At 75.4% G+C, this 13,946-nt stretch carries 9 protein-coding genes; 6 read left to right on the top strand and 3 right to left on the bottom strand.

Features of this window, described 5'->3' with window-relative positions; genetic code table 11:
- Positions 1–117: 117 nt before the first annotated feature.
- The 3 genes from ACF1BH_RS13495 (at position 118) to ACF1BH_RS13485 (ending at position 4,818) form a co-directional block, all read left to right on the top strand.
- Positions 118–2,181 carry a SpoIIE family protein phosphatase gene (locus ACF1BH_RS13495; RefSeq protein WP_391642606.1) on the top strand — a complete coding sequence of 688 codons (2,064 nt, stop codon included), beginning with the start codon at positions 118–120 and terminating at the stop codon, positions 2,179–2,181.
- A gap of 115 nt (positions 2,182–2,296) precedes the next feature.
- Positions 2,297–3,697 carry a glutamine synthetase gene (locus ACF1BH_RS13490; protein ID WP_391642605.1) on the top strand — a complete coding sequence of 467 codons (1,401 nt, stop codon included), beginning with the start codon at positions 2,297–2,299 and terminating at the stop codon, positions 3,695–3,697.
- Complete coding sequence (locus tag ACF1BH_RS13485; RefSeq protein WP_391642666.1) at positions 3,691–4,818, top strand: amidohydrolase family protein; 1,128 nt, start codon at positions 3,691–3,693, stop codon at positions 4,816–4,818. Before ACF1BH_RS13490 ends, ACF1BH_RS13485 begins: the two co-directional genes overlap by 7 nt.
- A 49-nt stretch (positions 4,819–4,867) precedes the next feature.
- Here the strand turns inward: ACF1BH_RS13485 and ACF1BH_RS13480 are convergent, their stop codons facing one another.
- Complete coding sequence (locus tag ACF1BH_RS13480) at positions 4,868–5,713, bottom strand: LLM class flavin-dependent oxidoreductase (protein ID WP_391642604.1); 846 nt, start codon at positions 5,711–5,713, stop codon at positions 4,868–4,870.
- A 171-nt stretch (positions 5,714–5,884) separates the two neighbouring features.
- Positions 5,885–6,994, bottom strand: coding sequence for an FAD-dependent monooxygenase (locus ACF1BH_RS13475; protein ID WP_391642603.1), 1,110 nt, complete (start codon positions 6,992–6,994; stop codon positions 5,885–5,887).
- A 266-nt stretch (positions 6,995–7,260) separates the two neighbouring features.
- Between ACF1BH_RS13475 and ACF1BH_RS13470 the strand changes: the two genes are divergently transcribed.
- The 3 genes from ACF1BH_RS13470 (at position 7,261) to ACF1BH_RS13460 (ending at position 11,457) form a co-directional block, all read left to right on the top strand.
- Positions 7,261–8,220, top strand: coding sequence for a GntR family transcriptional regulator (locus tag ACF1BH_RS13470; protein ID WP_391642602.1), 960 nt, complete (start codon positions 7,261–7,263; stop codon positions 8,218–8,220).
- 50 nt (positions 8,221–8,270) lie between these two features.
- On the top strand, positions 8,271–9,569 hold the full coding sequence (locus ACF1BH_RS13465) for an MFS transporter (protein WP_391642601.1): 1,299 nt from the start codon (positions 8,271–8,273) through the stop codon (positions 9,567–9,569).
- A 496-nt stretch (positions 9,570–10,065) separates the two neighbouring features.
- Positions 10,066–11,457: an NADP-dependent succinic semialdehyde dehydrogenase gene (locus ACF1BH_RS13460; RefSeq protein ID WP_391642600.1), complete on the top strand. Its 1,392-nt coding sequence runs from the start codon at positions 10,066–10,068 to the stop codon at positions 11,455–11,457.
- Positions 11,458–11,667: 210 nt separating this feature from the next.
- Here the strand turns inward: ACF1BH_RS13460 and ACF1BH_RS13455 are convergent, their stop codons facing one another.
- Entirely contained in the window at positions 11,668–13,836 is a 2,169-nt protein-coding gene (locus ACF1BH_RS13455; RefSeq protein ID WP_391642599.1) for a SpoIIE family protein phosphatase, read from the bottom strand.
- Positions 13,837–13,946: the final 110 nt, after the last annotated feature.

The raw sequence follows: 13,946 nt of genomic DNA, 5'->3' as shown, positions 1-13,946 counted from the left end.
AGCAGGCAATTTCTCGCGTTGAGCACACTGACTGATGCGCAAGTCAGTTGTGTGGTGTGCGAGGGCGGAGAGGCGGTCGAAAAGCCCTGATACCGGGGTGTGTGGGACAGTGGCCGCATGGCTGACCGGGGAGCTCAGCGGCCCACCGTGTCGGTGCCGGACGACTGGCCCGCCCACCCGGATCTCACCCTTGCCCTCAACCGCATGGGCGGATTCGACTGGGACCTCGACCGCGGGCTGCTGCACATGGACCCGCCCGCGCTGCGCCTCTTCGACGTGCCCCCGCAGGTCTACGACGACCGGCCCGCCACCCTCGGCGACCGCATCCCGCCCGGCGAGGCCGCCCGCCTCGACGCCCTCGTCTCCCGCGCGCTCAAGGACGGCAGCGACTCCTACGGCGCCTACTACCGCGCCCGCCACCGCGACGGCTCGCTCCACTGGATCCACAGCCAGGGCAGCATCCGCCGCGACGAAACCGGCCGCCCCGTCCGCATCATCGGAGTGGTCCGCGACGCCGAGGAGGAGTACCGCCACGCCGCCGAGCGGATCGCCGTCGACGAGGAGCGCCGCCGCCACACCGACGTCGTCCAGCGCACCACCGCCGCCCTCGCCCACGCCCGCACCGTCCACGACGTCATCGCCGTCCTCGCCGACGACCAGGGGCTGAGCCGGCTGCGCGCCGAGAACGTCATCCTCGGGCTGGTCGAGTCCGGCCGCATCCGGCTGATCTCCGAGGGCAAGGCGGGCAGCTTCGTCCCGGAGCTGGGGCTCACCCGGATCGGCGACGAGTTCCCCATGAGCGAGGTGGTGCGCACCCTCACCCCGCGGTTCGTCGGCAGCCGCGCCGAGTTCGAGGACTGCTACCCGCGCATCTGGCCCGCCATCGAACCCCTCGACGTGGGCTCCGCCGCCTACCTCCCGCTGATCGCCCAGGGCCGCCCGATCGGCGTCATCGGCATCTTCTTCCAGCGCGAGTCGGACTTCGGCGAGCAGGAACGCGCCCTGATGGTCGCCCTCGGCACCAGCATCGCCCAGAGCCTGGCCCGCGCCATGCTCCACGACCAGGAGCACGATCTCGCCGCCGGCCTCCAGCAGGCGATGCTGCCGCGCCGCATCCCCGGCGTCCCCGGCGCCCAGATCGCCGTCCGCTACCGCTCGGCCCGCCTCGGCCGCGACATCGGCGGCGACTGGTACGACGTCATCCCGCTGCCGCACGGCCGGGTCGCCGCCGTCGTCGGCGACGTCCAGGGCCACGACACCCAGGCCGCCGCCCTCATGGGCCAGCTCCGCATCGTGCTGCGCGCCTACGCCGCCGAGGGCCACGCCCCCGCCACCGTCATGGCCCGCGCCTCCGCGTTCCTCAAGGAGCTGGACACCGACCGCTTCGCCACCTGCGTCTACGTCGACGCGGACCTGAGCACCGGCTCCGCCCGCTTCGTCCGCGCCGGGCACATCGACCCGCTGCTGCGGCACGCCGAAGGGCTCTGCCGGCCGCTGCCCGTCGCCGGGGGACTGCCCCTCGGGCTCTCCGCCGAATTCACCCGTCTGGATTACCCCGTCACCACGGTGCAGCTCGCTCCGGGTGACACGCTGCTGCTCTGCACCGACGGCCTCGTCGAGACGCCGGGCATCGATCTCGGCGACGGCATCCGCGAGTTGGCCGCCGAGGTGCGCCGCGGGCCGCAGGACGTCCAGCGCCTCGCCGACCGCCTCTGCGACCTCGCCGACCGCGACCCCGGCGAGGACGACATGGCCTTCCTGCTGCTGCGCCGCCTCGGCGATCCGCACCAGGACATCGCCGGCCGCGTCCGGCGGCAGATCGCCCCCGCCGACCCGGAGGGCCTGAGCGCCGCCCGCCACATGATCCGCTCCGCCGTCCGCGCCTGGGGCGCCGGGGACCGCGCCGAGGAGATCGAACTCGTCGCCGACGAGCTGATCACCAACGCCCTGCTGCACACCGACGGTTCCTGCACCATCGCCGTCGAGATGCCGCACAGCGCCGTCCGGCGGCTGCGGCTGGAGGTCGAGGACGAATCCAGCAACCTCCCCCGGCGCCGCGAACCGGGCGAGGCCGGGGTCTCCGGGCGCGGTCTGCTCCTCGTCGACCGGCTGGCGGATGTCTGGGGAGTGGAACCGCGGGGCGGCGGCAAGTGCGTATGGTGCGAGTTCAACTGCCCCTGAGCCAGGGCCCGACGGCCACCCGGCAGGGCGCGCGGCCGGCCCGCCCCGCGGACGGACGCGCCCCGTGGGCACACCGGACGCCGAGACATCGGCACGCGCGAGGTAAGGACGCACCATGGAATCGCGGTCGGCACAACAGTCGGCACAGGCCCAGCAGCTGGCGGCGCGGCTGGACGCCGAAGGGGTCCGCAACACCGCCCTGACCTGGGTCGACAACGCGGGTATCACCCGCGTCAAGGCCGTCCCGGCACACCGCCTGGAGCAGGTCGCCCGCCGCGGCGTCGGCATGTCCCCGGTCTTCGACGTCTTCACCTCCGACGACGCCATCACCGAATCCACCCACATCGGCGGCCCCGACGGCGATCTGCGGCTCTTCCCCGACCTGGACCGCATCACCCCGCTCGCCGCCCAGCCCGGCTGGGCCTGGGCGCCCGCCGACCGCTACGACCAGCTCGGCGCCCCGCACCCCGCCTGCCAGCGGCAGTTCGCCCGCCGGATGACCGAACGGGCGGCGGAGCACGGCCTGGGGCTGCGGATGGGCTTCGAGACCGAATGGGTCGTCACCCGCGCCCCCGAGCCCGGCAGCCCGGCCGCCACCGACCCGGACGCCCCGCTCGACTTCCCCTGCGCCGGGCCCGCCTACGGCATGACCCGCGTCGTCGAACTCTCCGACTACCTCCGCGACGTCACCGAGGCGCTCACCGTCCAGGGCCTCGACGTCCTCCAGCTCCACCCGGAGTACGCGGCGGGCCAGTTCGAGGTCTCCACCGCCGCCGGCGACCCGGTGCGCGCCGCCGACGACGTCGTCCTCGTCCGGGAGACCGTCCGCGCCGTCTCCGCCCGCCACGGACTGCGCGCCTCCTTCGCCCCCACCGTCGTCGCCGGACTGGTCGGCAACGGCTGCCACCTCCACCTCAGCCTCCACCGCGACGGCCGCTCCCTGCACCGCGACCCCACCGCCGCCCACGGTCTGGCGCCCGACGCGGCGGCGTTCCTCGGCGGCGTCCTGGAGGCGCTGCCCGCCCTCCTCGCCCTCGGCTGCCCCTCGCCCGCCAGCTATCTGCGGCTCCAGCCGTCCCACTGGGCGGGCGTCTTCCAGTGCTGGGGCGTGGAGAACCGCGAGGCCGCGCTGCGGCTGATCACCGGGGCGCCCGACGACCCGGACGGCGGCCACGCCGAGCTGAAGCCCTTCGACGCCGCCGCCAACCCCTACCTCGTCGTCGGCGCGGTCCTCGCCGCCGGGCTCCACGGTCTGGCATCCGGCAGCGTGCTCCCCGAGCCGGTCAGCGGTGACCCGGGCGTCCTCGGCGTCCGCGAGCGCGGCCGCCGCGGCATCGTCCGCCTCCCCACCACCCTCACCGACTCCGCCGACCGGCTGGAGAAGTCGGCGCCGCTGCGCGAGGCGATGGGCGAGGTGCTGCACGGCGCGGTGCTCGCGGTACGCCGCGCGGAGGCCGCGCGGTTCGCGGGCGAGGGCGACGAGGAGATCGCCGCCGAGACCCGGTGGCGCTGGTGACGCCCGCGCCGCGGGACGGCCTGCCGCCGCTCGTCGACCACCACTGCCACGGCGTGCTCCGCCACCCCCTTTCCGCGGACGAGTTCGCCGGGCTCCTCACCGAGTCCGACCGGCCGGCCGCCCCGGGCACCAGCTACCTCGACAGCCAGGTCGGCTTCGCGGTCCGCCGCTGGTGCCCGCCGGTCCTCGGACTGCCGCCGCACTGCCCGCCCGCCGACTACCTCGCCCGCCGCGCCGCCGTCGGCGCCGACGAGGCCCGCCGCCTGCTGCTCACCGCGGCGGGCATCGGCACCTACCTCGTCGACACCGGGCTGCCCGGACCGCTCACCGGCCCCGCCGAGACCGCGGAGTCCGGCGGCGGCACCGGCCACGAGATCGTCCGGCTGGAGACGCTCGCCGAACACGCCGCCCGCCAGGCCGTGGACGCCGAGGAGTTCCTCGACGCCCTGGCCCGTTCGGTGCCCGGTGCCGCGGCGCACGCCGTCGCCTTCAAGACCGTCGCCGCCTACCGCCACGGTCTCGCCCTCCAGGCCCACCCGCCGGGCCGGGACGTGGTGCACGCCGCCGCCCGCGCCTGGCTGGCCGCCGGCGAGGACCGGCTCACCGACCCGGTCCTGCTCCGCCATCTCCTCGAACTCGCCGTCGCCACCGGCCTGCCGCTCCAGCTCCACACCGGCTTCGGCGACCCCGACCTGCGGCTGCACCACACCGATCCGGCCCTGCTCACCGACTTCGTCCGGGCCACCGCCGACACCGGTACCCCGCTCGTCCTGCTGCACTGCTACCCGTACCACCGCCAGGCCGCCTACCTCGCGGCCGTGTACCCGCACGTGTACGCCGACGTCGGCCTCGCCCTCGGCCACACCGGCGCCCGTGCCGCCGCGGTGCTCGCCGAATTCCTGGAGCTGACCCCGTTCGGCAAACTCCTCTTCTCCACCGACGCCTACGGCCTGCCCGAGCTGTACACCGTCGGCAGCGCCGTCTTCCGTACCGCGCTGCGCACCGTCCTCGACGACTGGACGCACCACGGCGCCTGGTCCTACGAGGACGCCGCCCGCGTCGCGGCGCTGATCGCGGCGGACAACGCACGGCGGCTGTACGGGCTGGGGGACGGCGCCTGAGGCGCGGCCGCACCGGGGCGGCGGCCGTCCGCCGGCCGCCGCCCGCGGTTCACCACCCGACCGCGTCGGCGAGCAGATCGATCTGTTCCGGGCCGCCGCCGTGCGGGAAGAGGATGAGTTCGTCGCAGCCGGCCCCGGCGTAGGCCGCCACCTCACGGGCCACCGCTTCGGGCGTCGCCAGCCCGGCCTCGATGCTCTTGCGGGTGAAGGTGCCGGAGGTGTAGTAGCGCTCCAGGCTGGTGCGCAGGCGCCGCTCCGCGCCCGGGCCCAGCGCGCAGTGGGCCGTCCCGACCAGACGCGGCGCGCCCGTCCTGCCCGCCGCCCGCCACGCCTGCCGGACGCCCGGGACGTGGGCGCGGAAGCTCTCGGCACCTTGGGCGCCGGCCACCCAGCCGCGGCCGTGGGTGACCATCCGCCGCAGCGCGGCTTCGGTGAAACCGCCCAGCAGCAGCGGGGGGCCGCCGGGTGTGGCCGGGCGCGGTCCGATGCCGTCGCCCTCCTGCCACTGTGCGGTGGCCGTTTCCAGCAGGGCGTCGAAGAGCGTGCCGCGGCGCCGGAAGGGCAGCCCGCCCGCCCGGTAGTCGTCCTCCCGGGCGCCGGGGGCCAGGCCCAGCACGAGGCGGCCGCCGGAGAGCCGGTCCAGCGTGGCGGCGGACTTGGCGAACAGCGCGTGGTTGGCGCGCAGCGGGGCCAGCAGGATGGTGGTGGCCAGCCGGATGCGGGAGGTGGCTCCGGCGGCGACGGCCAAGGCCATCAGCGGCTCGTACTGGTCGTAGACGAGCCGGTCGGTGGTGCCGAGCGTGGTGAAGCCGCGCGCTTCGGCGCGCCGGGCCCAGTCGGCGATCGACAGTTCCGGGTCGGGGCGCAGTACCGGCAGTCCGATGCCGATGTCCATGGGGCGTGCTCCTCCCGGGCCGGGCGGGACGGTCCGACCTCGTCGTGGGGCGACCGGGCAACCGGCCCGGTGGCGCCCGGGCGGCCCCTGCACGCTACCCGGCAGGGGCGCGCCCGCAGCGGTCACAGCCCGCGCGCGCCGCCCCCTGCCGGGCCCGTCACCCCATCGGCGTCAGCCGTCCAGCCGCAGCGCGTTCTTGGCGCGGTCCATGGCCTCGTCCGGGGCCGGGCCGTCCGGATGCTCCGTGGCCAGCGCCTGGTTGAGCGTGGCGAACTGACGCATCCGCCGCTCGTACCCGGCGAAGGCGGCACGGTGGTCGCCGCCGGCCCGGCCCACCTCGTCGGCGAGGACGTACGCCCCGGACAGCGCCAGGCTGCTGCCCTGCCCGGACAGCGGAGACGGGCAGTGCGCCGCATCGCCGATCAGCACCACCCGCCCTTCCGACCAGCGGTCCATGTGGATCTGGGCCATCGCGTCGAAGAAGAAGTCCGGCGCCTCGCGCATCGCCGCCAGCAACCGCGGCGCGGGGCCGCCCAGATGGCCCAGCTTCTCGGTGAGGAGCTGCTGTTGGGCGACGGTGTCGTGCCGGTCGAGGGCGAGGGGGGCGGAGCGGAAGCCGAGGATGGTGCGCAGCTCGGAGTTGTCGCGCGTCGGGTAGACACACAGGCTCGCGTTCCCCTCCCGCAGCCACAGCTGCCAGTCCTCCAGACCGAGGATGTTGGCGGAGCGGAAGACGCCGAGGTGGGCGCCCAGGTGGTGGACGTACCGCTCCTCCGGGCCGAAGGCCAGCCGCCGCACCGTCGAGTGCAGCCCGTCCGCGCCCACCACCAGGTCGAACGTCCGCCGCTGACCGCTGAGGAAGTCGACCCGCACCTCGTCCGCGTCCTGCTCCAGGGCGGTCGCGGAGTCGCCGAAGAGGTACTCCACGCCGTCCTGGGCGTGCCGGTGCAGCAGTGCGGTGAGGTCGTCGCGGAAGATCTCGATGTCCGGGCTGTCCAGCCGCCCGGCGCTCCAGGTCGCCTCGGTCGACCGCCACTGCTCGGCGCCCGAGCCGTCCAGCATCGACATCCCGCGCATCGTGGTCCGCGCCGCCCGCGCCTCGGCCAGCTGCCCGCCGCGCTCCAGCACGTCGAGCGCGACCCCGCGGACATCCAGCGCCTGGCCGCCCGGGCGCAGGCCCGGGGCGCGCTCGACGACGGTCACCGCGCAGCCGGTTCGGCGCAGCCAATGGGCCGCGGCGAGTCCGGCGACGCTGGCTCCGGAGATCAGTACGGACGTCATGGGTTCCCCCTCCATCGGTGTACGCGGCGGGGCCGCCGCGTACGCAGAACAGGAATGTACGGCGTACGCAGCGCCCGCGCCACCTCCGTGAACTGCATCTTCTATCGCTCAACTGTCCTTTGTGTACTAGGACATGAGGGGGTGTGGGGCCGTTCCCGCAGGTGGTCTCTGTCCTAGTACAGGAGCAGCGCGCGGGCAGAATTTCCGGAAGGATTGCGGCGGCGCGCCCGTACCGGTCGGCGCGCCGCACACGGAAGGAGCAGGACGTGGCCGAGCGCCCCGACCCGCCGTACCTGCGGATCGCCGCCGCGCTGCGCCGCCGCATCGAGAACGGCGAACTGGCCCCCGGCGACCGGGTGCCCGCCACCCGCCGCCTCGCCGAGGAGAGCGGCGTCGCCCTCGCCACCGCGACCAAGGCGCTCGCCGTCCTCCGCCAGGAGGGGCTGATCCACGCCACCGGGCGCGCCGGGACCGTCGTCGCCCCCCGGCCCGCCCCGCCCGCGCCCCGCCGCACCGCGCCCGCACCGCCGCCGGTCACCGCGCCCGCCGGGGACCCGGGGCGGGACCGCCTCGTCCGCGCCGCCATCGCGCTCGCCGACGCCGAAGGGCTCGCCGCGCTCTCCATGCGCGCCGTCGCCGGCCGCCTCGGCGTCTCCGCGATGGCGGCCTACCGCCATGTGCGGGGCAAGGACGAACTCGTCGCCCTGATGACCGACACCGTCCTCGGCGAGCTGGACCACCCGCGGACCCCGGCGCCGTGGCGGACCCGGCTGGAGGTGGGCGCCCGCGCCCTGTGGCGGGTGCACCGCGCACACCCCTGGCTCGCCCAGACCGGTCCGCTCACCCGCCCCCAACTGCTGCCGCGGCTGCTCGCCTACTCCGAGTGGATGCTCGCCGCCCTCGACGGCCACGGGCTGGACGCCGCGACCGTCCTCGACCTCAACGCCCTGCTCTACAGCCACATCCAGGGGCTGGCGGTGCACGCCGAGCGTGAGGCCCACGCCGCCGGGCAGACCGGGCTGACGGACGAGGAGTGGCTGGACACCCAGGAGCCCGCGATGTCCGCACTGCTGGGCTCCGGCGCCTACCCGACGCTCGCCCGGCTCCTCGACGAGGTGGGGGAGGACGGCTACGACCTGCGGCTCGACGGTCTCTTCGAGCGGGGGCTGCGGGCCCTGCTCGACCACATCGCCCGGCTCGTCGCGGAGTGCGCGCCGCCCGCCTGACGCCGCCGGGCGGGGGGCGCGAAAACGGCTCGCCGCCCCGTGGGGCAGGCATGCTTTACTTCCGCGTGCCCGATGCAACGAAATCCCCCGCGGACCCCGTACCGCTGCGCTCGCGAATATTCGCCGACCTCACACCGCTGCGCACCTCACCGGAGTACCGGCGGCTGTGGTGCGGCAACACCATCTCCTGGATGGGCCAGCAGATGACCGCCCTCGCGGTCTCCCTCCAGGTCTACGACCTCACCCATTCCACCTTCGCGGTCGGCCTGGTCGGCCTCTGCTCCCTCGTCCCGCTCGTCGTCTTCGGTCTCTACGGCGGCGCCATCGCCGACACCGTCGACCGCCGCAAACTCGGCCTCTACAGTGCCTCCGGCGCCACCGTCCTCTCCGTCGTGCTGGCCGTCGCGGCGCTCACCCACCGGCACCATGTCGCGCTGCTCTACGCGGTCGTCGCGCTCCAGGCCGTGTGCTTCGCGATGAACTCCCCGGCGCGGTCGTCGATGATCCCGCGGCTGCTGCCCGTCGAGCAGCTGCCGGCCGCCAACGCCCTCAACTCCCTGACCAGCAACCTCGGCCTGATGGGCGGCCCGATGCTGGGCGGCGTCATCGTCGGGCTGTGGGGCTATCAGGCCGCCTACCTGATCGATGTCGTCGCCTTCGGCGCCTCCCTCTACGCGATGTGGCGGCTGCCCGCGATGCTGCCCGAGGAGGACGACGGCGACGGCACACCGCGGCGCCGCGCCTCCGTCCTGGACGGATTGCGGTTCCTCGCCACCCGCCCCAATCTGCGGATGACGTTCTTCACCGACCTCTCCGCGATGGTGCTGGCGCAGCCGCGCGCGCTCTTCCCCGCCGTCGCGGTGCTGTGGTTCGCCGGCGACGCGAAGACGGTGGGGCTGCTGGTCGCCGCGCCCGCGGTCGGCGCCGTCCTCGGCGGACTGTTCTCCGGCTGGCTCGGCGGCATCCGCCGTCACGGCCTGGCGATCCTGCTGGCCGTCGGCGCCTGGGGCGCGGCCGTCGCCTGCTTCGGCCTGGCCCGCAACCTCTGGCTCGGCCTCTTCTTCCTGGCCGTCGCGGGGTGCGCGGACACCGTCTCGATGGTCTTCCGCTCCACCATGCTGCAGGCCGCGACGCCGGACCGGATGCGCGGCCGCCTCCAGGGCGTCTTCATCGTGGTCGTCGCGGGCGGCCCCCGCCTCGGCGACTTCCTCGCCGGTTCGGCCGCCGATCTGACCTCCCCGGCGGCCGCCGTCATCGGCGGCGGCCTCGCCTGCGTCCTGACCGTCACCGCCCTCGGCCTGGGCCGCCGCGCCTTCGCCCGCTACGACGCCCGCGACCCGCAGCCGTAACGGGCGACGGCGCGGGGGCCGTCCCGGCCGGGCGTGCGGCGCGGCCGGGAACGGGCCAGACTCGGAGACGGGGGGGATCCGCGCACGCAGCAGTCCACCTCCGAAAGGCACGCCGTGCAGCCGCAACCGATCCCGCACCGCGCCCGGGCGCGCGGCGGCGGCCCGGTGGCGTCCGGCGACCCGGGCCACGGGCGGTACGGCCCCGCCGCGGCCGACCCGGTCACGCCGCCCGGCCCCGGGGGCCCGGACCCGCTGCCGCCCGACCCCGGCGGTCCGCAACCGGACCCGGACGGCCCGCACCCGGAGCCCGGCGGTCCGCCGCCCGGGCCCGAGCCGCCGCCGGGGCCGCCCGGACCCGAACCCTCGCCGTCCCCGATCCCGCGCCCGCCGGGGCCCGATCCCGTACCGGACCCCTCGCCGGCCCCGTCGCCGCTGAGCTGAGCGGGGCGGGCCGCCGCCGGGCCGATCGTTCCGTCCCTCAGAGGAGGTGCTGTTCATGGCCATCGCCACGGTCAACCCGGCCACCGGCGAAACGCTCAAGACCTTCGAACCGCTCAACCCGGGCGAACTCGAAGACCGCCTGGTCCTCGCCGAGCAGGCGTACGACACCCACCGGCGCACCTCCTTCGCCACCCGCGCCGGGTGGCTGCACCAGGCCGCCGACCTGCTCGACGCCGACCACGAGACCGTCGCCCGGACCATGACCACCGAGATGGGCAAGACGCTGGTGGCGGCCCGCGCCGAGGTCGCCAAGTGCGCCAAGACCATGCGCTGGTACGCCGACCACGCCGCCGCCCTCCTCGCCGACGAGCACCCCGACCCGGCCGACGTCCGCGACTCCGGTGCCGCCCGCGCCGTGGTGCGCTACCGCCCACTGGGCGTCGTCCTCGCCGTGATGCCGTGGAACTTCCCGCTCTGGCAGGTCGTACGGTTCGCCGCGCCGACCTTGATGGCCGGCAACACCGGGCTGCTCAAGCACGCCTCCAACGTCCCGCAGACCGCCCTCTACCTGGAAGAACTCTTCCGCCGGGCCGGATTCCCGGCCGGCTGCTTCCAGACCCTGCTGATCGGCTCGGGCGCGGTGGAGGGGGTACTGCGCGACCCGCGGATCGCCGCCGCCACCCTCACCGGCAGCGAACCGGCCGGCCGCGCCGTCGCCTCCGTCGCGGGCGACGAGGTCAAGAAGACGGTGCTCGAACTCGGCGGCAGCGACCCGTACGTCGTGCTGCCCTCCGCCGACCTCGACGCCGCGGTGCGGGTCGCGGTCACCGCCCGGGTCCAGAACAACGGCCAGTCCTGTATCGCCGCCAAACGCTTCATCCTGCACGCCGACATCCACGACGCGTTCGCCGAGAAGTTCACCGCCGCGATGGCCGCGCTGACCGTCGGCGACCCGATGGACGAGAACACCGACGTCGGCCCGCTCGCCAGCGAGCAGGGCCGCTCCGATCTGGAGGAGCTGGTGGACGACGCGGTCCACCGCGGCGCCACCGCGCTCTGCGGCGCCCGCCGCCCGTCGCGGCCCGCCGCGGGCTGGTTCTACGAGCCGACGGTCCTCACCCACATCACCCCCGACATGCGCATCCACCACGAGGAGGCGTTCGGCCCGGTCGCCACGCTCTACCGCGTTGCCGACCTCGACGAGGCGGTGGCGCTCGCCAACGACACGCCCTTCGGCCTCAGCTCCAACGCCTGGACCCGCGACGAGGCCGAGCAGGAACGCCTCGCCCGCGATCTGTGCGCCGGCGGCGTGTACTTCAACGGCATGACCGCCTCCCACCCGGGCCTGCCCTTCGGCGGCGCCAAGCGCTCCGGCTACGGCCGGGAGCTGTCCGGCCACGGCATCCGGGAGTTCTGCAACGTCACGACGCTCTGGTACGGCCCGTAGGCCCGGCGCGGACGGCGCCGGCGGGAGGATCCGGTCGAGGCGGTAGCCGAGGATCCGCAGGACGTCCTCTGCTGCACGGCCGCCGACTGGGCCCACGGCCGCGCCAAGGCGCTCCCCACGGCCGCGCCAAGGCGCTCGGCCGCCGCGGCTGACCCGCCGGCGGGCGCGGGCCGGGGGAGCGGCGACCGGGGTGTCCCCCCGCGGCCCGCCTCACCCCTCGCCCGCCGGCCCTGCCCCGTCCGGGGCCGCCTCGCCGTCCGGCACCGTGAACTCGCACCACAGCGCCTTGCCGGAGCCGCGGGGCTCGGCGCCCCAGGAGTCCGCCAGCGCCTCCACCAGCATCAGACCGCGGCCGGACGTGGCGGTCTCGCCGGGGCTGCGGCGCCGGGGCCACTGGCTGGAACGGTCCTCGACCTCCAGCCGGATCCGCCGCGGCTCGCCCGCCAGCAGCTCCATCGTCACCAGCGCCCCGCTCTCCGTGTGCGTCAGCGCATTGGCGATCAGCTCGCTCGCCGCCACCTCGATGTCGTACATCACCGGCCCGGCCCGCCACTGGTCCACGGTGCGCCGCAGCGCCGAGCGGATGTCGGCGGCGCCCGCCGGATCGGCCTGGTGGACGTGGAGCCGCAGCCGCGGCAGGGCGCTGCCGCCCGGATCCGGCACCCGCCGCAGCAGCAACAGCGCCAGGTCGTCCTCCGACCCGGGCGCCGACCACAGCAGCTCCGCGAGCTGATCGGCGAGCGGCCCCAGCTCATCGGGCCCGGCCCGGACCGCCGCCGTCAGCGCGTCGATACCGACCGAGATGTCCTGCCCCGGCTGCTCCACCAGCCCGTCGCTGCACAGCAGCAGTGTCGACCCGGGCTCCAGGAACAGCTGGGTCTCGGGGAAGTGGTCGTGCCCGAACGCGGTCGCCACGCCGAGCGGCAGCCCGCCGCGGACCTTCGGCCAGTCCACATGCCCCGAGCCGTCCCGGACCAGCGGCCCCAGATGCCCGGCCCGCGCCACGTGCAGCGCCCCGGAGTCCAGATCCGCCTGGATGTAGGTGCAGGTCGCGAAGCGGTCGGTCTCCAGCTCCGCCAGGAACCGCGACGCCCGCACCAACACCGTCTCCGGCGGATGCCCCTCGCTCGCATACGCCCGCAGCGCGATCCGCAGCTGCCCCATCACCGCCGCCGCATGGGTGTCGTGCCCCTCGACGTCGCCGACCACCAGCCCCGTACGGCCCTGCGGCAGCGCGATCACGTCGTACCAGTCGCCGCCGATGTCGCGGCCCACGCTCGCCGGGTGGTACCGCACCGTCACCTCGCCGCCGGGGATCTCCGGCACCCGGCGCGGCAGCATCGTCGCCTGGAGACCCGTCGCGAACTCCCGCTCCTGGTCGAAGAGGGTCGCCCGCTGCAACGACTGCGCCACCACACCGGCCAGCGCCAGCGCCAGGTTCCGCGCCTCGGCGGACTGCCCCGACGGCTCGTTGCCGAACAGTCCCAGCGCCCCGATGACGGTGTCCTGCGCCACCAGCGGCAGGAACGACGCGCTGCCCGGCGGCAGCATCTCCCCGTACGGGCGCAGCCGCGGGAAGCGCGCGAGCAGCTCGCCGCGGGTGCGCAGGAAGCTGGGGCGCCGCGACGACACCGTGTCCGACAGCGGCAGCGTGTCGTCCAGCCGGGACCGCAGCATGTCCTCCGGTACGTCGCCCTCCAGCCCGGTCGCCGCGATCACCTCGAACCGGCCGCCCGCCACCAGCCCCAGGATCAGCGCGTCCGCCCCGAACCGCCGCGCCCCGCCCGGACCGGTCAGCACCCGCGTCACATCCGCCACCGACATCGCCCGCGCCAGCGCCGCCGTGGTCTGCTGCACCATCACCGTCTGCCGCTGCCGCTCCTGCTGCAGCGACCGCAGCAGCGCCGAGTCCGCCAGCTCGTTCGACGCCTCCCGCACCACCCCGATCACCCGGTACGGCAGACCGTCCGCGTCGTGCAGGATCCGGCCCTGGGAGTGCGCCCAGTGCATCGTCCCGTCGCGGTGGCGCACCCGGAAGTACGCACCGTACGAGGAGGCGCCGTCCTGGAGCGCCAGCGACAGCGCCCGGTCCAGGCGCGCGCCCTCCTCCGGCGGCACCCGCGGGGCCAGCGCCAGGGGCTCGCCGTTCCATTCGTCGGCCCGCAGGTCGTAGAGGCGCAGCGCACCGGCGTCGAGGTCCATGTGGCCGCGATTCAGGTCCCAGTCGAACGTGCCCATGAGGTTGAGATCGAGGCGGCGGCGCAGCCCGATCGGCTCGTGGTGCGAGACGCCCGGCGCCTCCTCGGGCACCGCGCGGACACCCGGGGCGGCCAGCGGGTCGTAGCGGCGCCCGGGATCGCCGCCGCTCCCGGCGGTCACCGAAGTGCCCGTCGCCCGGCTGTCACGGGCGGACGGGAACGGGCGGGGGACGGCGCCGCGGCCCGGTCCGGGCGGTGCGGCGCCGCGCGGGAGTGCGGGCCCCGGGCCCG

Source organism: Streptomyces sp. NPDC014733 (assembly GCF_043083385.1).
In the GTDB taxonomy this organism is placed as follows: domain Bacteria; phylum Actinomycetota; class Actinomycetes; order Streptomycetales; family Streptomycetaceae; genus Streptomyces.
This window is presented reverse-complemented; position numbering and strand designations above follow the sequence as displayed.